Here is an 18,786-nt window from a genome sequence, read left to right on the forward strand (position 1 = left end):
GTGCTGGCATGCCGCTCAGATCGACTTGGCCAGCCGGTACAGCATGAAGGCCCCGGCAATTTCCAGCGCCAGGGCCGACAGCAGCATCGATTTGCCGGTGGGGTCCTTCCACATCATCATGATGTAGCCCGCGTTCAGCATGAACAGGCCGCCGGCCACCACCAGCGGCAGCAGCCCCAGGATCCACGCCGACAGCCGGGTCTCGGCCGACAGCGCCATCAGCTCGCGCTGGGCCTGTTCGCGGTCGCGCATAAAGGCGGCGGTGCGCTCCATCACCACGTCGGCGCGGCCGCCGTAGCGCACCGACAGGCGCAGCACGGAAGCCACCAGCACCAGTTCCTCGACCTTGTACACGCGCCCGACCTGCAGCACCGCCTGGTCCAGCTCCTTGCCGGCGCGCTGCAGGTGTATGGCCTGCACCAGGCATTGGCGCAGCGGCGCTTCGGTATTGGCGATCGAATTCTGGAACGCCGCCGGCACGCTGCTGCCGATCGTCATCAACCTCACCACGCCATCCAGGAACCCGGGCAGTTGCGACAGCAGCTTCTTGTGCAGGCGGCGCGCGCGGTTCCATGCCGCGAACGCTGCCACTGCCAGCGCCACGATGAGGGCCGACACCGCGCCCAGCCATTGCCCTGCCACTGCGCCGGCCAGCGTGCACAGCACCATCGGAGTGATCCAGACGATGGCGGTGCGGCGCGTCGGCACCAGGTCGGCACGCCGCAGGAAGTCGTCCCAGCGGCGGCGCAGGTCGCGCGCGGGCGCTTGCAGCGCCGGATCCGGCGCCTGCGCATAGCGCAGGCGCACCTGCTCGGTCTGCGCCTGCAGGAAGGCCTGTTGCTGCTCGCGGCGCGCACGCGCCTGCGCGCTGGCCAGCAGCAGCAGGCCCAGGCCGGTGATGACCAGGGCCATGGCGGCAAGCAGCAGCGTGGCGCTAGACATCGAAGCGGTCGTCCAGCATGAAGCCCGGTCCGCGCATGCGCGCCAGCTTGGGCGAGTGCGGCAGCAGGCCGAGCGAGAGCCAGCGGTCGGTCTCGGTGCCGTCCGGGTTCATGAAGGGCTCGTGGCGGTACAGCTCCTGGGTGGAGATGATGTTGTCGCCCAGCCCGGTGATTTCGGTGATCGAGACGATGCGGCGCTTGCCGTTGGAAAGCCGCGCGATCTGCACGATGAAGTCGATGGCGTTGGCGATCTGCCGGCGCAGGCTCGCCTCGCTGCCCTGGAAGCCGGCAAAACCGGCCAGCATCTCCAGCCGATACAGGCATTCGCGCGGGCTGCTGGCGTGGATGGTACCCATCGAGCCGTCGTGGCCGGTGCTCATCGCCTGGAGCATTTCCAGCACCTCGCCGCCGCGCACTTCACCCACGATGATGCGGTCCGGGCGCATGCGCAGGCTGTTGCGCAGCAGGTCGCGGATCGACACCACGCCGGTGCCCTCGAAGCCGCCGGGACGGCTTTCCAGCCGCACCACGTGCGGGTGGTTCAGTGCCAGCTCGGCGGTGTCCTCGATGGTGATGACGCGCTCGGTGGTCGGCACGAAGGTGGCCAGCGCGTTGAGCAGCGAAGTCTTGCCCGAACTGGTGCCGCCGCTCACCAGGATATTGCAGCGCGCCTGCACCGCGGCCTGCAGCAGGTCGCAGATCTCGGGGCTCATGGTGCCCAGCGCCTGCAGGTCAGCAGGCGTCATCGGGTCCTTGCGGAACTTGCGGATCGACACCACCGGGCCCTCCAGCGCCAGGGGCGGGATCACCACGTTGATGCGGCCGCCGTCGGGCAGGCGCGCATCGACCATCGGGTTGGACTCATCCAGCCGCCTGCCGATCGGGGCCAGGATGCGGCGCACGATGCGCAGCAGGTGGCCGCTGTCGGTAAAGCGCACCGGGATGCGCTCCAGCACGCCGTGGCGCGACACGTAGACGTCAAGGTGGCCGTTGACCAGGATGTCTTCCACCGCGGGGTCGTTGAGCAGGTCTTCGATCGGCCCGAAGCCGGCCAGCTCCTTGGTCAGCGCCTCGGCAATCTGGCGCAGCTCGGCCTCGTTGATGGGGATGCGGCGCAACCGGGTAAAGCTCTCTAGCTCCAGGTCGACAAAGCGCTGGATCGCGGTGCGCGACCAGCGGCCGAACTCTGCGCCAAGCTCTTCGATGCGGGTCAGCAGGTGCTCGTGTGCCGCCTCCTTGATGTTCTGGAATTCCTGCGAGACCGGGAACGGTGCGGGGGTATTGTCGGAGAATTCAATCGCTTGCGTCATGTCAGCTTCCAGTGCGTGCCACGCGCACCGCGCGCAGCGCCTCAGGCAGTTTGTCCTTCATCCGCGCCAGCAGGCTGGTCTCCCTGGCCTGCGCCGCGCGGTAGCCCAGCCGCGCCAGCAGGTCGGCCAGCGCGCGCACATAGGGGTCGTGCGGATCGTCGTCGGCCAGCACCGCGCCGCGGTTCATGGCCAGCACCAGCGGCGCGCGGCTGTCGGGCAGCGTGCCCACCGACTGCACGCCCACGCGCTGCGCGATCTGCGCGGCATCCACGCCCAGGCGCGCATCGAAGCGCGACACCAGCAGGTGCAGGTCGTCGCGCTCCACCTCGCGCGCGCGCAGTTCATGCACCAGCTCCGCGGCCGAGACGATCGCGCCCACGCTCTGGTCGGCCACCAGCACCACGCTGTCGGCGGCCTTGACGATCTGCGCGGTGAATTCGGCATTGCCGAAGCCGCCCAGGTCGATGATCTGCATGTCGAAGAACGCGCGCAGCCGCTCCAGCAGGCTGATGGCTTCGGAGTAGGAGATGTCGCGCAGCTCGCCCAGCGCTGCGGGCAGGGGCAGCACGCACACGCCGTTGCCGTGGCGCGTAAGCGCGGTCTGCACGAAGACCTGGTCGAAGCGGCGCAGGTTGCGCACCGCCTCGACAAAGTGGAAGCCCGGGCTCAGGTTCAGGTACAGCGCGCCGTCGCGCGCCGGCAGGCCCAGGTCCAGCAGCAGCACTTCGGCGCGCGCGTCGGTCTTTTCGTTCAGCGGCAGGTGGCGGCGTGCCGCCGCGGCCAGGTTCACGGCCAGGCTGGTCACGCCCACGCCGGGGCGTGCGCCCAGCAGCGCCACGATCTTGCCCTGGCGCGCCGACTCGGCCGGGCGCACCTGCTCGCCCGGCACGGCCAGGCGCTTGACCACGGCCTCGGCATCGGCCGGCGCGTCGCGCAGGTCGATAAAGTCCTTCACGCCCACGCGCAGCGCCGCCAGCATGATGCCGGGCTCGTCGGCGTGGCCCACCGCGACCAGCGGCAGGCCTGGGAAGAGCCGCAGCAGCTGCTCGCCCAGCCGCGCCGACACGCCGGCCAGTTCCGTCGAGAAATGCAGGAACACCAGCCCCGGCCGCAGCTGGGCCGCGCGCTCGAGAAAGGCTTCCTGGGCGCCGCCTTCAGCCACCAGCGTGCCCAGCCCGCCCAGGACCTTGCCCAGCCAGTCCTTCACTTCGCCCTGCGTTGCATGCAACAGAAAATAGTCCATCTCTCTGCCTCAAGCCGTTGGCCATGCCTGCCGGCACGGCCGGCGGCTATTTTGAGAAACCCGGCAAAGTCGGGTCCGCGAATTCGCCCAGCACATACCAGCCCCATACATTGGGGCTGCCGCTGGTGCGGCCGTCGGCACCAACGGCTTGCGCCGCCGGCGCGCCCTTGGCCAGCGGCTTCACCAGGCGCGGCGTGACCACGATCATCAGCTCACGGTCTTCCTGGTGGAAATTCAGGTTCTTGAAGAAGGCGCCAATCACTGGCAGGTCGCCCAGCAGCGGCACCTTGTTGACGTTGCTGACGGTGTTGCGGCTGACCAGCCCGCCGATCACGAAGCTCTCGCCGTCACCCAGTTCCACCGTGGTGTCGGCGCGCCGCGTGACGATGGCGGGCACCACCGCGCCATTGATCGAGATGCCGCGCGAGGGGTCGAGGTCGCTCGCCTCCGGTGCCACCTTCAGCGCGATGCGGTCGGCCGACAGCACCGTGGGTGACACCGTCAGCCCGATACCGAACGGCTTGAACTGGATCGTGGTCGTGCCCAGCGCCTGCGGCACCGGGATCGGGATCTCGCCGCCGGCCAGGAAGCTGGCGCTCTGGCCGGACAGCGCCACCAGGCTGGGCTCGGCCAGCACGCGCACCAGGCCGTTGGCCTCCAGCAGGCTGATATTGGCGAAGATGCCGTGCGTCAGCGACGCGGCCACCAGATTGAAGGCATTGCTCATCGGCGACGCGATGTCGGCACTGAAACTGCCCGGCGCGCCGCCGCTGCCGGGCGTAAAGGTGAACTTGTTCAGCGTCGATGGCGAGAACGTGCCGAAGGCAAAGCCGGAGTTATTGCGGAAGAAGTTGATGCCGACTTCCTTGAGCACGGTCTTGCTGATCTCCACCACCTTGACGTCGACCTGCACGGTGCCGGAGAGCGGCACGGTCGAGCGGTCCACCACCAGGCCGGGCTTGCCATCGCTCTTGCCGTTGGTGGCCGCGCGCGCAACGGCCTGCGCGCGCGCCGCGGCATAGGCATCGGGCGACTGCCCGGTGATGGTGGTACCGGCCGCGGAATAGCCGAGCTTCGCGCCATCGGCATCGGGCGCGATGGCATCGACCTGCACGTTGTAAGTCAGCGGCTCGGCGCCGCCGCGCGTCCACACCATCACGTCGGTCACACCGGGTTGCTTGGCCACCAGCAGCACGCTGGGGGCACCGCGTGTGCGCAGCACCAGCGCGTCGGCCACCGCCGGGTTGCCCACCGCCACGCGCTCCACCGGCTGCGCGCTGCGGATCTCCTTCTGCGCGCCGGCCAAAAGGCGCAACTGGCGCGCGTTCATGGCTTCCTGCGCCTGTGCGCGCGGCGCCAGCGTGCACCACGCGGTAGTGGCCAGCATCGCGGCCAGCGCGAGCTGCATCAGCCTGCGGCGCACGGCCGCCGAATGGGCCTGGTGCTTCCGGGCCTGGTTGTTCTGGATTTGCATAAGGTCGGCGCCCACGTTCTTATTCGATCTCGCGCTTGCCCGCGCGGATCACTTCCACGCCTGCGCTTTGTCTTGCCTGGGCTGGCGCGGGCGGCGCGGCCACCTGCAACGGCCGCGGCGCCGGCGCTGCCACCGGCGCGCGGGGGGCAGAGGCACCGGCGGGGGCGGCCAGGCCGGACAGCATCACGCCGGCCATGGCCTTGTCGGAGGGGGCGCGCGGCGCGTCGGCGGGAACGCCGGCACGCGCGGCCAGCGCGGGCGGAGGCTCGGCAAACATGCCGTCACTGGGCATGGCTTCATCCTGCGGATTGCGCAGCGCCAGCAGCAGGCGCCCGGACTGCTGCGCCATCGCCAGCCGGCTGACCTGCTCCAGCGGCACCGACAGCACCGCGGTCTTGGCGCCTTCCTGGCGCGCCATCATCTGTTCCGGCTTGGCGTTCTGCGGCCGGTTGACCGAGGCGACGCCGTAGGCCAGCACGCGCATGCGCGACAGCAGCATGCGCGCCTGGCTTTCGGGGATCTCCTGCTGGTCGCGGCGCAGCACCAGGAAGACATCGACATAGTCGCCCGGCTGCACCTGGTTGCCGACGCCGATGACTTCATCGACGGACACCGCCACCGCGCGCTGGCCTTCCGGCACCTGCGCTGCCAGGCCGGACAGCAGCTGGCTCTCGAGCACCGGCACGTTGGCGCCCAATGCCACCAGCGGCACCTGCCCCGCCACGCGCGCCACCTCGCTGTAAGCGCCGGCGGGATCGATCGGAAGCATCTCGACCTTGAGCGCTTCGGCGGCAAGCGGCTTGCCCGCTTCCACCGCTTGCGTGGTCACCACCACTGCGTGCAGCGGTTTGGCAGACGTCGATGCAGCAGGCGCCTGGGCTGGCTGGCGGCCCACCTGCCACGCCAGCAGCGCAAGCAGCAGGGCCAGGCCGAGCAGCACTCCCGCCAGGAGTCGGATCTGCTTGCTGGTCATGCGGGATTCCTTGGGATGAGCATGGCGTGGGGGCGTTGCGGCATGGCGGCTCAGATATCAGGAGAAAGCTGGACCATGGCCGAGCCCGACAGCATCGCGGGGACCGGGACCATCGGCACGGCGGGGAGTATGTTGGTGGTGGGAAGGTTCAGCGTGACCTGCACGCAGACATCGGTGGAGCCGGACGCGCAGGGCACCGCCTGCGCAATGTTGCCGGGGGGCAGCAGATTCCTGATGGAGGTGGGAAGCGTGCCCCGCGCCATCGCCGCCGCGGCATCGACGCGCGCGCCCTGCGTGGCCGCGAGGCCTGAGCCGGAAACGCCCGCTGGATAGCGCAGCGCAGCGCGCGCGCCTTCTTCGGCGGCCAGCGTCAGCACCTGCTGCAGCGCCAGCATCACGCCGTAGTAAACGATGCCGATCACGATGGCGAGCAGCACCGGCGCCACGATCGCAAACTCGATCGCAGCGCTGCCGGCGCCGTGGCGGCGCCGGTTGATCCCCCTGTTGACCCTTGCGTGCAGCAACATCTGAAACCCCGGTCCTTTGGTGTTCTTTCGCGCCGACCGGCGACGCAGCCTGCTTGCCTACAGCCTGTCCGGCTATTGGCCCGCGGCCATCCAGACCAGCACGCCCGCGGCCAGGTACGCGGCATATGGAATGCCGCGCGCCCGAGAAAACTGCGCCGTTGGAATGGGTCTGTCCTGGTGATGCAAGGCTTGCTCCGTAGCCGGCGTGCCGGCTGCCACGCGCAGGCGTGCCGCGGCCCGCTGCCGAAGCGCGGCCAGTACGCTGCTGTCCAGTGCCAGCGCCAGCAGCGCGTGCACCAGCCCGAGCAGGCTGCCGACGACCCATGCCACCATCAGTCCTTGCGGGCCGGTGAACAGCCCCGCCACCGCCAGGAACTTGACGTCCCCTGCCGCCATGCGCCCGAAGGCGTACGCCGGGAGCGTGACGGCAATTCCGAGCCCGGCGCCGATCAGGCGCGTGGCCAGCGGCAGTTCCGCGGCCTGTCCGGCGAGCAGTGCCAGCCCGAGGGCCAGCACAGCGGCCGCCAGCAAGGCGTTGGGAACGCGCCGGTAAGCGAGGTCTGTGTAGAGGGTCGCCGCGCAGAGGAGCGCGGCAATCAAAACGGCTTCAGTAAGTAGCCAAGCCTAGGGCTTTGGCAGCCAAATACCCACCTTGTCGGCAAGGTTCTGAAAGCCATCCTTCAGATTTGTACCAAGGGCGCCAGCCGAAACGGCGATGGCGAGAGCGATGAGTCCCGCGATCAGCCCATATTCAATAGCCGTCGCCCCGCGCTCGTCTTTAATAAAGCGTGCAATGAGTCGTTTCATGTTGTCACTCCCGAGTGATCTAAAAAGCCGCGATCACGCTTCCCCCGTTCGATTATCACGGTGCTCTGTGGCCCGCTCTTTTATCGACATTTCACGCTTGCTGCACTTTCTTTTTAAGATAAGGAATGTCTCAACCATACCCCTCCTACGGGTGATGGCAATGACCCAAAGGGGTTAAGACGCGCGTTTGAAACGACCAGGCATGCCTGGGTCACAGGTTGTTAAAGAGCAGGCAGGCCGGCCGGGAACCGGCCTGCAGCCTGGCATTGCGGTCATTGCAGCCGCACTGCCAGGCAAAATAAAAGGATGCGCCGCGACGGGGTGATGAGCGACAGCGCACCGTGAAAACACCTAGCCGGTATGAGACATTTCAGCGCAGCAGGCCACCCACCAGCGGCAGTTGCAGCGTCTTGACGTCGCCGCTGCCACCCTGGCTGTCGTGAGCGCCCTGCTTCAGCCCGCCAACCAGCCCGGTCACCGGCGCCAGCAGCGCGGTCACGGGACTGAGCGCGCCGCCCGCGGAGCCGCCCTCACCGCCGCCAGCGACCTTGGCCAGCGGCAGGTTGTTCAGCACGCCGCCGAGCGGGTTGCCGCCATGGCCGCCATCGCCGCCGTACCCGCCGCCCGCGCCTGCCAGCGGCAGGTTGCTCAGCAGGCCACCAAGCGGGTTGCCGCCGCCCTGACCATTGCCGTTGAGGAGCCCGCTGGCGGCCGCGACCGTCTTGCCGGCCTCAGTCACCACGCCGCCCAGCGGCGAGACCACCGGTGCGTGGGTGTTGCTGATCATGCTGCCGCCGGCAGCCGCCGTATTGCCGACCTTGTAGAGCAGGCCGTTGGCCGGATCGCCCAGGCGCGTGACCGCGCCCAGGGTCTGCGTGCCGTCGGTGGCCTTGCTGGTCAGCGGCACGATGACCTTGCTGACTGAATTCGTGACCTGCGCGACCGGCCCTTCAGACAACACGCTGTGCAGCTTGCCGCTGCTATCGTGCACCGCGATGCCCACGTGCCTGACCAGGCCACCCACCGGGGTGGTCACCGGTGCCAGCGGTGCCAGCTTCTCGGTGCCCAGGCCACTCACCAAGTCGCCGCCGCTGATCAACGCCTCGCCCACGTCATGGACCACATTGCTGGTGCTGGCCACCGTCACGCCAACCGGGTTGTCGACCGAACCCATCTGGCCCAGCCCGTCGCGCACGCCGGCACCGAGCGAGCCAACGGCCCTGCCGGCATTGATCACCACGTCGCCGGCGCCTTCGCGCGCCTTGGTAGGCAGCAACGGCAGCGGCGCTTCCTGGATGCTCTTGCCGATCTCGCTGATGGCATTGCCCGTGGCCACCACGGTATTGCCCGTGCCTTCGGTCACCTTGGCGGTGGGCGTGGTCTCGCCCGATGCGGACGGTCCCGGCGTGACCGGTGTGTCGATGTTGCTGTTGGGCCGCGGATTGGCGCCGCTGCCGCCACCGCTCGACGAACAGCCTGCCATCAGCAAGGCAAGGGCGGCCACGCCTGCCGCGGCCAGTGAGGTCATGCCATGCTGCGACGGTTGCTTGATTTTCATTGTCCTTCTCCTGTCTTGTTGGCCACGGTGTTGCCGGCCGTCTTGTCTTATGTACGCCGCATGGGATTGCCGACGAGCCTCCCCGGTGTCCCGCTTTGTTCCTCCGGTGGACCGCTCCGAACCGGCACGGCGAGACAGTGGAACGCGTGATCGTCGGCGCGTCTGGACAATGAATGGCAAGGCGCGTGCCAGCGACGCCAGCGGTGCCGGCACGGAACCGGCCGCGGCGCTGCAAGCCTTGCCTGGCGCGGATTGCCGGGAGTCCGGGGTAGCCACGGGCCGGGCCCAAACGCCGTTGCGGCGCGGGCCGGACGTGTTACGTGCTACGTAACGTGTTCCGGGAACACGGGAACACGGCGGCGCGGATGACCGTGGCGGGAGGGCGGTGGCAGCGCGCGGCACGGCGCGCTTTCCTGGGTGGGTCGCCATCGCCGCAAGCCCGCCGTTCCGGCTGTTTTGTTCCCCCGCAGACGACACACGTTACGTAACGCGTAACGCGCGGCCGCCCTGACACCCCGTCCCCGGCAGCGCCGCAAGCGGCTCCCGCCGCTCCCCTGGAAGCCTTGCCCGGCAAGGCTTTGCGGGCAGCACACCAGACTTCCGCAGGGTCCCTTCCGGGACGCGTCGCGGCGCTGGCATACCGATTGCGCCATATCCGTCACCGCCGCACGCAGAAAACGAACGCGTTGCGCGGCCGAGCGATTTAAACGACGGGAATGAGGGAATAGAACATGCGCAAACAACAACTCGCCGTAACGGCACTCCTCGCAACCTTGCTGGCCCTGGGTGGCTGCGCCAGCGGCAGCGGATCGACCTCCATGGGCACCAGCAACACGGCGGGCACCAATGGCGGCACCAAGACTACGGGCAGCGATGGCACTGGCGGCATGGGTGGCTCCGGCGGCAGCACCGACGTGGCCAGCGGCGGTACCGGTGGCACGGGCGGCGGCACGGGTGGTACCGGCGGCACCGGTGGAACGGGTGGCAACGGCGGCAACACTGGCGGCGGCGAAACGCCCACCGCACTGACCCCGACCGCCACGGTCATCAACAATGGCGGCACGGTGCTGGGCAATACGGGCAGCGCCGTCACCGACCTCGGCAACCAGCTCGGCAGCGCCAACCTGCCGCTGGTGCCGACGCAGACGCAAAGCGGACTGGGCGGCGTGGTGGCCTCCACCGGCGATGCCGTGGGCGCGCTGGCCACGGGCCTGCAGGCGGGCCTGGGCAGCATCCCCAATTCGACCAACCCGGTTGGCACCACGGTCGCCAGCACCGGCAATGTGGTCACCGAACTCGGCAAGGCAGTGTCCAGCGCCGGCACCGCTGTCAGCGGCCTGGGCACCGGCCAGCTCGCGCCGCTGGCGCCGCTGACTTCGCCGCTGGGCACGGTGGTGGACAAGCTGGGCGACACGGTGAGCAACGCCGGCGGCACGCTGACCACGGTGCTGTCGACCGGCGCGGTCGAGCAAGTGACCACTACCACCAGCAAGCTGATCGTGCCGATCACCTCGCAGCTGACCGGCGCCACCCAGACGCTGGGCGCGGCCACGGGCCTGGGCGCTCCGACCGGCGGCCTGCTGGCGACCGTGGGCGGTGCGCTGGCCACGGCCGGCACCAAGCTGCAACAGACCAACACGCCGGTGGTCTCGGGCGTCGGCGGCGTGGTAAACGCCACCGGCACGACCGTGGCATCGCTGGGTGGCGCGGTGAACGGGCCCGCCAGCGGCGGCGGCCTGGGCGCGCTGAGCCCGGTACTGGCACCGGTGACTGCGCTGGCCGGGGGGCTGACTGGCGGTGCAGGCGCTGGTGGCACGGGTTCGCCGCTGGCGCCTGTCACCAGCCTGGTCAGCGGCATCACCGGCGGCCTTGGCAGTGCCACCGGCAGCAGCACCGGTTCGCCGCTGGCACCGGTCACCACCGCGGTCAGCGGCGTGGTGAATGGCGTGGTGGGCGGCGTCACCGGCGCCACGGCGGGCACTGGCACCACCAGCCCGCTGGCTCCCGTCACCAATGTTGTCGCCGCCGTGACCGGCGGTGCCACCTCCACCGCGGGCAGCACCACCAGCAAGGGTTCGACCACCGGCGCCACCGGCCCGATCGGCGGCCTGGTGGGCGGCCTGCTGGGCGGCCTGACCGGCGCGCTCGGCCAGAAGTAATCCAGTCTCAGCCGCTGCCCTGGCGATCGCCTGATCGCCGGCAGCGGAGCACACCAGATTCAACGTAGCGGCCACGCGCTGAGCCGGCAGCATCGGACAGCAGGCGCCCGGGGGTAGCGGCAATCCCCGCGCCAGTGGCACGCGACGTCAATAGCCGCAGTATTTCCTTACAGGGGTATTACCATGCGTGCACGTCATCGCGTTGCCGCGCTGCTGGTCGGCGTCGGCGCGTTCCATCACGGCCTGGTCCAGGCCGATCCGCGCAGCCCGGTCCAGGGCGACCCAACCCAGACACTCCCGAAGATCGCTCCGGCCCGGCCGGACAGCAGCGTGACCGTGCAGGTCGAACGGCCGCAGGCGGCCATGCAGGACCTGCTCAATACACGCCTGACACCGCGGCGCTTTCGCATCGAGGGCGCGAAGACGCTGCCGTTCGAGGAAGTGGCCGCGCAGTTCAAGCCGCTGGCCAACCGCGAGATCACGGTGGCGCGGCTGCTGGAAGCGGCCAACACGGTGACGCAGATGTACAAGGACCGCGGCTATCCGCTCTCGTTTGCCTTCGTGCCGGCGCAGGATTTTGCCAACGGCGATGTGCTGATCACCGTGGTCGAAGGCTATGTGGCCAAGGTGACGGTCACCGGCAAGGCGGGCCCGGCAGAGGGCCGGCTGCGCGCCATTGCCGAGAAGCTGCAGCAGGACCGCCCGCTGCGCCAGGACCGTTTCGAACACTACGTCAATGCACTGGCCCTGCAGCCCGGGCTGCAGGTGGCAGCCACGGTGCAGCCGCCGACCACCACCGACGGCGCCTGCGAGATTGTGCTGGACGTCAAGCGCAAGCCGTTCACCTTCGGAACCGGCATCGAATACATGTCGCCGGGCCTGCGCGCCATTGCCACCGCCACCACCAACAGCCTGACGCCGCTGGGCGAGCAGATCTCGGTTTCGGCACTATTCCCCAAGGGCCGCGACAACGAGGAGTACTACGCCGCCAGCTACGCGCAGCCGCTCGGCACCGAGGGCATGATCGCGCGGCTCAACGCCTCGCACTACCGCGGCGTGCCGCAGAACGCCACGCTGGAGGCGATCGGGTTCAACCCGCGCTACGTCAACGACACCAAGCGCATCGGCGGCTCGCTCAGCTATCCGCTGCTGCTGTCCAACGCGCACTCGCTCACGCTGACCGGCGGCTTCTACGGCGCCGACCAGTTCGAGCGCTACACCCACACCGCCACCGGCACGCGCGTGACGCTGGGCACCAACGTGCGCGTGGGCACCGCGGAGCTGACCTACGCGCAGCGCGGCGAAGGCGTGAGCCGCAACGCCACACTCGGCCTGTACAAGGGCTTCGATGCGCTGGGTGCGAGCCGTCAGAACAATACCAACGACCTGAGCTTCTTTCGCACGCGGCTGCTGCTGTCGCAGTCGAAAGACCTGCCGGCGGGCTTCGGCCTCACCGTGGCCGCGGCGGGCCAGTACAGCGGCGACCGCCTGGCCTCGGGCGAGCAGATCAGCTTCGGCGGACGCTTCTTCGGGCTGGGCTATCCCGCCGGCGAAGTGGCGGGCGACAAGGGCTGGGGGGCCTCGGCGGAAATCAGCCGCCTGTTCCTGCCCGACATGACCTACCTGCGCACGATCCAGCCCTATGTGTCGACCGACGTGGCGCGCGTGTTCTCCAACAGCGTGTCGCTGTCGCACCGCAGCCTGTCATCGGTGGCCATCGGCGCGCGCTTCTCGGACCGCCGCTACTACACACTGGACCTTTCGGTGGCGCAACCGGTGGGTGACAGGCCGACCAATGCGAGCCATCGGTCGCCGCGGATCAACATGACCTATTCGTACCAGTTCGATTGAGCTGGTCGCGTTTGGGCTGACGACACCAGGTTTCCCTGTACCCGGCCGACGGCAGTCTCGCGTCGGCCGTTTTTTTTATCCTGAAGGCTGCGTCTGGAGCGAGCACGCGCACCAACCCGCACAGGCAGCGCAGCCTGTGCCGTCGCGCGATACCGCCGCGCAAGCGCGGCGCCGCACTCAGGTCACGCGGAAACCGACTTTCAGCGTGACCTGGTAGTGCGCGATCTTGCCGTTCGTGATGTGGCCGCGCGTTTCCACCACTTCGAACCAGTCGATGTTCTTGATGGTTTCACCGGCCTTTTCAATGGCGCTCTGGATGGCCTGGTCGCAGCCATCGGGTGAAGATCCGACGATCTCGACCAGCTTGTAGGTATGGTTGCTCATATCCCTCTCCTTGGCGGGCGGCCCCGCGGGGGTTCCATCCATCATAGGCGCGGGTGCGGATAGTCCCAAGGGCAGCGGCGGCACACCGATGCTGCACCGCATAGCCGGCCGCAGATCCTGTTACACAATCACGCTTTGCCAGTGGCGTATGCGGCTGCTACGCTGCGGACCCGCCCCGACAGCATGCGGCGCGCGGCGCGCGCATGCTGTCATTCACCGACGCAAAGATCCGCCGTGACTTACAGATTCATTCGCCGGGCCGTGCTGGGCCTGGGCCTGGCCGCCGCCGTGTCGGCCTTCACCTCGTTCAGTCCCTTCGCGCTGCTGGCGCACGCCCGCTCGGCTTCCACCTTCGACCAGGTGACCGACACCATCGCCAACAGCATCAGCGAGACCTTCAACGAGGCCGTCGCCAACCACTTTCCCACGCGCGCCGGCAAGCCGGCCCAGCCGGCGCAGCCGCCGGACGCGAAGCCGGTGCCGGCCAGGCCCTTTGCCGATGGCAGCGGCTACACGCTGTGCTTCGTGCCCGATGGCGCGAGTTGCCAGGCGCTGCTGGTCAATGCCATCCGCAGCACGCGCCATCGCCTGCTGATCCAGGCCTATTCGTTCACCAGCGCACCGATTGCCGAGGCCGTGGCGCAGGCGCACCGGCGCGGCGTGGACGTGCGCGTGATCCTGGACAAGAGCCAGCAGTCCGAACGCTATACCAGCGCCACCTACCTCAAGCACGCCGGCGTGCCGGTGGTGATCGACAACAAACCTGCGATCGCGCACAACAAGGTGATGGTGTTCGACGACCAGGCGGTCTTCACCGGATCGTTCAACTTCACCAAGTCGGCGCAGGAGCGCAACGCCGAGAACGGCATGCTGATCCGCGGCGACGCCGCGGTGGTCAGGGCCTACACCGACAACTGGAACAAGCGCTACCGGCAGTCGCGCGCGTACTGACGACGGCAGCGTCGGGGCGCCCTGCCCTGCACGAAGCGGCGCGCAGTGGCAAACTTGCAGCTTTCCTGTTCAGCCCCCTTCCGGAGAGCCTTTCCCCATGACAGCCATCCCCGACAGCCAGTGGATCCGCGTTGACACCGCCGCGGGCAGCTTCGATGCCTATCTGAGCCTGCCGCCTGCAGGCGTGCAGCCCGGCGCGCCGGGCATTGTGCTGCTGCAGGAGATCTTCGGCGTGAACGAGCATATCCGTGCCGTGGCGGACCAGTACGCCGCCGACGGGTATGCGGTGCTGGCGCCGGACGTGTTCTGGCGCCAGGCGCCGCGCGTGCAACTGGGCTATGAAGGGGACGACATGGCGCGCGCCATGGCGCTGCGCAAGGCGGTGGATGTACCGGCCGCGCTGGACGATATCGCCGCCACGGTGCAGGTGCTGCGCCAGCACACCGGTGCCGGCAAGGTGGCCGCGGTGGGCTACTGCTTCGGCGGTCTGCTGTCGTACCTGAGCGCGGCGCGCGGACTGGTGGATGCCGCGGTGCCCTACTACGGCGGCGGCATCCAGAACCAGCTGCAGGAGGCGGCGAACATCCGCGTGCCGGTGCAGTTCCACTACGGCGCGCTCGACGCGCATATCCCGCCAGAGGCCATGCAAGGCGTGCGCGACGCCATGACCGGCAAACCCGGCAGCGAGATCTTCGTCTACGAGGGCGCGGACCACGGCTTCAACTGCTGGGCGCGCGGCTCCTACCACCAGCCCAGCGCCGCGCTGGCGCACGGGCGCGCGCTGGTGTTCCTGTCGGAAGCGCTGTAGTCCCACCCCGAGGCTCCGTAGTCCCACCCCCGAGGCGCTGCCGCCTTGCCATGGCCGGGCGGCAGCCTTTATCCTCGGCGCTTGGCTTCAAGACTTGCTGGACCCCAAACCATAACAATGGAGACCACCATGCAGTCAGAGCAGCAGCGCGCCCTGCGCAACACCATCCCCGACGCCATTGCCCGCGCCGTGCGGCGCAGCCCGGGCAAGACCGCGATCCGCTTCGGCGATCGGGCCTGGACCTACCGCCAGCTGGATGAGGCCGCCGCCCGCGTGGCCGGCGCGCTGGCGCAATGGGGCCTGCGCCCCGGCGACCGCGTGGCCGCCTTCGGCAAGAACTCCGACGCCTACGTGCTGCTGTGGCTGGCCTGCCTGCGCAGCGGCCTGATCCATGTGCCCGTCAATTTCTCGATGACGCGCGCGGAAGCCGAGTACATCGTCACGCAATCGGGCGCCAGCGCAATCTTTGCCGATCCGGCGCTGGCCGACCGCGTCGACGGCCTGCCCTGCAAGGTCAGCGGCACGCTGCACGGTGGCAAGGTGCGAGATATCCTGGTGGTGGCGGCCAACGGCCCCGTTTCACCGGTGTCCGAAGCGCTGACCGACAGCACGCCCGCGCAAATCCTGTACACCTCGGGCACCACCTCCGCGCCCAAGGGCGCCGTGCTGACCCACCGCGCGCTGCTCGCTGAATACGTCAGCACCATCGCCGCCTGCGATATCCGCGCGTCGGACTATTCGCTGGCCGCGCTGCCGCTGTACCACTCGGCGCAGATGCATGTCTTCCTGATGCCGCTGCTGCTGTGCGGCGGCACCACGCTGATCGCCGACAGCCCCGAGGCCGGCTACTGCCTGCGCACCATCCACGCCGGGGGCATCACCAGCTTCTTCGCGCCGCCCACGGTTTGGATCGCGCTGCTGCGCCATGCGGACTTCGATCCGGCGCGGCTGGGGTCGCTGACCAAGGCCTACTACGGAGCCTCGATCATGCCGGTGCCGGTGCTGCTGGAACTGCAGCAGAAGCTGCCGGCACTGCGTTTCTACAACTGCTACGGCCAGAGCGAGATCGGGCCGCTGGCCACGGTGCTGGGGCCCGACGAGCATGCCGGGCGCCCGGCATCCGCCGGCCGGCCGGTGCTGAACGTCGAGACCCGCATCGTCGACGAGACCATGCAGGACGTGCCGCATGGCGAGCTGGGCGAGATCGTGCATCGCTCGCCGCAACTGCTGACGGAATACTGGGACAAGCCCGAACAGACCGCCGAAGCCTTCACCGGCGGCTGGTTCCATTCCGGCGACCTCGGCTATATGGATGCCGAGGGCTACCTGTACGTGGTGGACCGGATCAAGGACGTGATCAACTCGGGCGGCGTGCTGGTATCGAGCCGCGAGGTGGAAGAGTGCCTGTACACCCACGGCGCGGTGGCTGAGGCAGCGGTGTTCGCGCTGCCGCACCCGAAGTGGGTCGAGGCAGTGGCCGCCTGCGTGGTGCGCAAGCGCGGCCATGAAGACGCCGCCGAGGAAGAGCTGATCGCCCATGCCCGCCAGGCGCTGGCGCCGTTCAAGGTGCCCAAGCGCATCGTGTTCGTCGCGGACCTGCCGCGCAACACGGCGGGCAAGCTGCTCAAGCGCCAGCTGCGCGAGGACTACGCGCAGCTGTTCGGCACGCAGGCTTAGTATGGCACGGCTACGCCGTTCTCGACCTTGACGCGGTCGCCGATGCGCATCTGGTAGGCATTGGACTGCGTCAGCGTCAGGTAGGCGTTGTCGCTGGTGCGCACGCGCACGCGGTAAGCCGCGGCCGAGGATCCGGTGCGCTTCTCGACCTCGTTGCCGGCCACCGCACCGGCCACGGCGCCACCGATGGTGGCCACGGTATTGCCGCGGCCGCCGCCGACCTGGTGGCCCAGCAGCCCGCCCACGATGCCGCCGACCACGGCGCCCGCGCCGCTGGTCGAAGGCGGCTGTCCGGGCACCACCTCGATCGCCTCGACCCAGCCGTAGCGCACGCCGTAGGCCTGGTTGCCATGGTTGTTGCCATAGCTGCCGTCCGGATATGACTGCTGCGGATACGGCTGCTGCGGGTAGGAAGACTGCGGGTATTCCTGCTGGGGATAGCTTTGCTGCGGGTAACCCTGTTGCGGATACCCTTGCTGCGGATATCCCTGCGGGTAGCCCTGCTGCGCCGGGTAGCCGCTGATGGTGGTGCTGCCGCCATAGCCGCTGCCGCCGTAGCCGCTGCTGTTATAGCCGCCACCGTAGCTGCCGCCGTACCCTCCGCCATAGCCGTTGTCGTAACCGTACGGCGAGGCACACCCGGCCAGCGCACCGGCGCCAAGCACCGCAAGCACAACCGAACGAAAGGGGATGGACATGTCAGGACTCCTGCGCGCTGCGCGTGTTGGGGAATGCGCGCGAGTCTAGGGCCGCCGGCGGCTGGCGGGTGTCACCGGAACTTGTGATTGGTAACTGCCTGTAACCGGCTGGCAGTGCTGGCCTGCCGCGGCTCAGCCGCGCTCGGCGCCGTCGTCGTTGAACTGGGTGATGCGGGCCACGCGGAAAGCGCCGCGCAGCGATTCCAGCTCGGTCCGGTGCAGCATCGCCAGGCGGTTCAGGTAGCGCTCGCCCTTGGCCAGCAGGTGCACCTGCACTACGCGGCGGTCCTCTGGGTTGAGCCGGCGCTTGACCAGCCCCGCCGCCTCGCAGCGGTTGACCAGCGCCACCACGCCGTGCTGCTTGGCCTGCAGCCGTTCTGCCAGCTCGCCGATCGAGGCCCAGTCCTTGTCGGCACAGCCGCGGATATGCAGCAGCAGCAGGTATTGCTGCACGGTCAACCCTTCCACGCGCGCCGCATCTTCGGAAAACCGCAGGAAGCGCCGCAACTGGTAGCGGAAATCCGAGAGCGCCTCGAAGTCGGCCTTGGTAAGCGATGTGGATTTCCGGGACGGGGCGGACTTGCTGGGCATAAGGTGGCGAAAAAGCGCAAAGGAGGAGGAAAGCGCGGGCATAACGCGCAAGACCGCGGGCGCGCGGCCGGTCCCGCAACCGGGGCGCACGCAATTATAGGGGCCGCGCACCGCGCCGCCAGCACAAACCTGCCCGCCAGGTCACGTGCCCGGCGCACAGTTGCATCGTGCCGGCGTCCGGCTATGGCAGAATCTGTGCGGTTGCAGACACCTTCACCCGTCACCGGAAAACGCACCGATGTTCTCGGAAATCGCTCTCTTCCTGCTGGATACCGTCTTCACCCTGTTCGGCATGGCGCTGTTGCTGCGCGTGTGGATGCAGCTCACGCGGCTGCCTACGCGCAATGCGGTCTCCCAGGGGGTGTTCCAGATCACTGACTGGCTGGTGCGCCCGCTGCGCCGGATCATCCCCGGGCTGGGCGGCATCGACTGGGCCACGGTGGTGGGCGCCTGGCTGACCGCAGTGGTGTTCCTGGTGCTGGTCGCGCTGATCAGCGGCATCGACTTGCTGGGTTTCCTGCCGGCCATGCTGCTGACCGCGCTGCTCTATGTGCTGAAATGGGCGATCAGCCTGGTGATGTGGGTCACGCTGCTGATGGCGATCCTGTCGTGGGTCAACCCGCATTCGCCGGTCACCCCGGCCATCGACCACCTGACCGCGCCGGTGCTGCGCCCGATCCAGCGCGTGGTGCCGCGCCTGGGCGGCTTCGATGTTTCGCCGCTAGTGCTGTTCGTGATTGCGCAGATCCTGCTGATGGTGATCGCGCGGCTGGGCGCCGGCATCTTCGGCATGCACTACTGACCCACCGGCAGCTCGACACACTGTCCAGAACC

18 protein-coding genes are annotated in these 18,786 nt (G+C 68.7%); 6 read left to right on the plus strand and 12 right to left on the minus strand.

The window, feature by feature from the left end; genetic code table 11:
- Positions 1–15 precede the first annotated feature (15 nt).
- The 9 genes from RS901_RS20570 to RS901_RS20610 all read right to left on the minus strand — a co-directional run bounded on the left by RS901_RS20570 (position 16) and on the right by RS901_RS20610 (position 8,833).
- On the minus strand, positions 16–942 hold the full coding sequence (locus tag RS901_RS20570; protein ID WP_316155270.1) for a type II secretion system F family protein: 927 nt from the start codon (positions 940–942) through the stop codon (positions 16–18).
- The gene (locus RS901_RS20575) at positions 935–2,251 is read right to left on the minus strand and encodes a CpaF family protein (protein WP_114134943.1); all 1,317 of its coding nucleotides are present in this window, start codon (positions 2,249–2,251) and stop codon (positions 935–937) included. Before RS901_RS20575 ends, RS901_RS20570 begins: the two co-directional genes overlap by 8 nt.
- 1 nt (position 2,252) lies before the next feature.
- Entirely contained in the window at positions 2,253–3,494 is a 1,242-nt protein-coding gene (locus tag RS901_RS20580; RefSeq protein ID WP_316155272.1) for a pilus assembly protein, read from the minus strand.
- Between the two features lie 46 nt (positions 3,495–3,540).
- Positions 3,541–4,968, minus strand: a complete 1,428-nt coding sequence (locus RS901_RS20585; RefSeq protein WP_316155274.1) for a type II and III secretion system protein family protein — start codon at positions 4,966–4,968, stop codon at positions 3,541–3,543.
- A 19-nt stretch (positions 4,969–4,987) separates the two neighbouring features.
- Entirely contained in the window at positions 4,988–5,941 is a 954-nt protein-coding gene (gene cpaB, locus RS901_RS20590) for a Flp pilus assembly protein CpaB (protein ID WP_316155276.1), read from the minus strand.
- A gap of 50 nt (positions 5,942–5,991) precedes the next feature.
- Positions 5,992–6,468, minus strand: coding sequence for a TadE/TadG family type IV pilus assembly protein (locus RS901_RS20595; RefSeq protein WP_316155279.1), 477 nt, complete (start codon positions 6,466–6,468; stop codon positions 5,992–5,994).
- A gap of 72 nt (positions 6,469–6,540) precedes the next feature.
- Positions 6,541–7,068 carry an A24 family peptidase gene (locus tag RS901_RS20600; protein WP_316155281.1) on the minus strand — a complete coding sequence of 176 codons (528 nt, stop codon included), beginning with the start codon at positions 7,066–7,068 and terminating at the stop codon, positions 6,541–6,543.
- Positions 7,069–7,092: 24 nt separating this feature from the next.
- Positions 7,093–7,275 (minus strand): Flp family type IVb pilin, encoded by a 183-nt coding sequence (locus RS901_RS20605; protein ID WP_316155283.1) that lies wholly within the window; start codon positions 7,273–7,275, stop codon positions 7,093–7,095.
- Between the two features lie 370 nt (positions 7,276–7,645).
- Positions 7,646–8,833 (minus strand): collagen-like triple helix repeat-containing protein, encoded by a 1,188-nt coding sequence (locus RS901_RS20610; protein ID WP_316155285.1) that lies wholly within the window; start codon positions 8,831–8,833, stop codon positions 7,646–7,648.
- A gap of 731 nt (positions 8,834–9,564) precedes the next feature.
- On the opposite strand from RS901_RS20610, the gene RS901_RS20615 reads away from it, so the two are divergent.
- A complete protein-coding gene (locus RS901_RS20615; RefSeq protein ID WP_316155287.1) occupies positions 9,565–10,992 on the plus strand; it encodes a collagen-like triple helix repeat-containing protein in 1,428 nt (475 codons plus the stop codon).
- A 183-nt stretch (positions 10,993–11,175) separates the two neighbouring features.
- Entirely contained in the window at positions 11,176–12,843 is a 1,668-nt protein-coding gene (locus RS901_RS20620) for a ShlB/FhaC/HecB family hemolysin secretion/activation protein (protein WP_316155289.1), read from the plus strand.
- A 177-nt stretch (positions 12,844–13,020) separates the two neighbouring features.
- Here the strand turns inward: RS901_RS20620 and RS901_RS20625 are convergent, their stop codons facing one another.
- Positions 13,021–13,227, minus strand: coding sequence for a dodecin (locus RS901_RS20625; protein ID WP_013951876.1), 207 nt, complete (start codon positions 13,225–13,227; stop codon positions 13,021–13,023).
- Between the two features lie 234 nt (positions 13,228–13,461).
- Between RS901_RS20625 and RS901_RS20630 the strand changes: the two genes are divergently transcribed.
- The 3 genes from RS901_RS20630 to RS901_RS20640 all read left to right on the plus strand — a co-directional run bounded on the left by RS901_RS20630 (position 13,462) and on the right by RS901_RS20640 (position 16,663).
- Positions 13,462–14,178: a phospholipase D family protein gene (locus RS901_RS20630; protein ID WP_018310032.1), complete on the plus strand. Its 717-nt coding sequence runs from the start codon at positions 13,462–13,464 to the stop codon at positions 14,176–14,178.
- Positions 14,179–14,275: 97 nt separating this feature from the next.
- The gene (locus RS901_RS20635; protein ID WP_316155293.1) at positions 14,276–14,986 is read left to right on the plus strand and encodes a dienelactone hydrolase family protein; all 711 of its coding nucleotides are present in this window, start codon (positions 14,276–14,278) and stop codon (positions 14,984–14,986) included.
- Positions 14,987–15,115: 129 nt separating this feature from the next.
- Entirely contained in the window at positions 15,116–16,663 is a 1,548-nt protein-coding gene (locus RS901_RS20640) for an acyl-CoA synthetase (protein WP_316155295.1), read from the plus strand.
- Here RS901_RS20640 and RS901_RS20645 read toward each other — a convergent pair.
- Both RS901_RS20645 and RS901_RS20650 read right to left on the minus strand, forming a co-directional pair.
- On the minus strand, positions 16,660–17,361 hold the full coding sequence (locus tag RS901_RS20645) for a glycine zipper 2TM domain-containing protein (RefSeq protein ID WP_316155297.1): 702 nt from the start codon (positions 17,359–17,361) through the stop codon (positions 16,660–16,662). The genes RS901_RS20640 and RS901_RS20645 overlap by 4 nt on opposite strands.
- A gap of 132 nt (positions 17,362–17,493) precedes the next feature.
- Positions 17,494–17,952 carry a helix-turn-helix domain-containing protein gene (locus RS901_RS20650; protein ID WP_316155299.1) on the minus strand — a complete coding sequence of 153 codons (459 nt, stop codon included), beginning with the start codon at positions 17,950–17,952 and terminating at the stop codon, positions 17,494–17,496.
- Between the two features lie 238 nt (positions 17,953–18,190).
- Here RS901_RS20650 and RS901_RS20655 point away from each other — a divergent pair, with 238 nt between their 5' ends.
- Positions 18,191–18,754: a YggT family protein gene (locus tag RS901_RS20655; protein WP_041228513.1), complete on the plus strand. Its 564-nt coding sequence runs from the start codon at positions 18,191–18,193 to the stop codon at positions 18,752–18,754.
- Positions 18,755–18,786: the final 32 nt, after the last annotated feature.

Origin of the sequence: Cupriavidus sp. BIC8F (assembly GCF_032465815.1) — a bacterium.
Lineage (GTDB): Bacteria > Pseudomonadota > Gammaproteobacteria > Burkholderiales > Burkholderiaceae > Cupriavidus > Cupriavidus necator.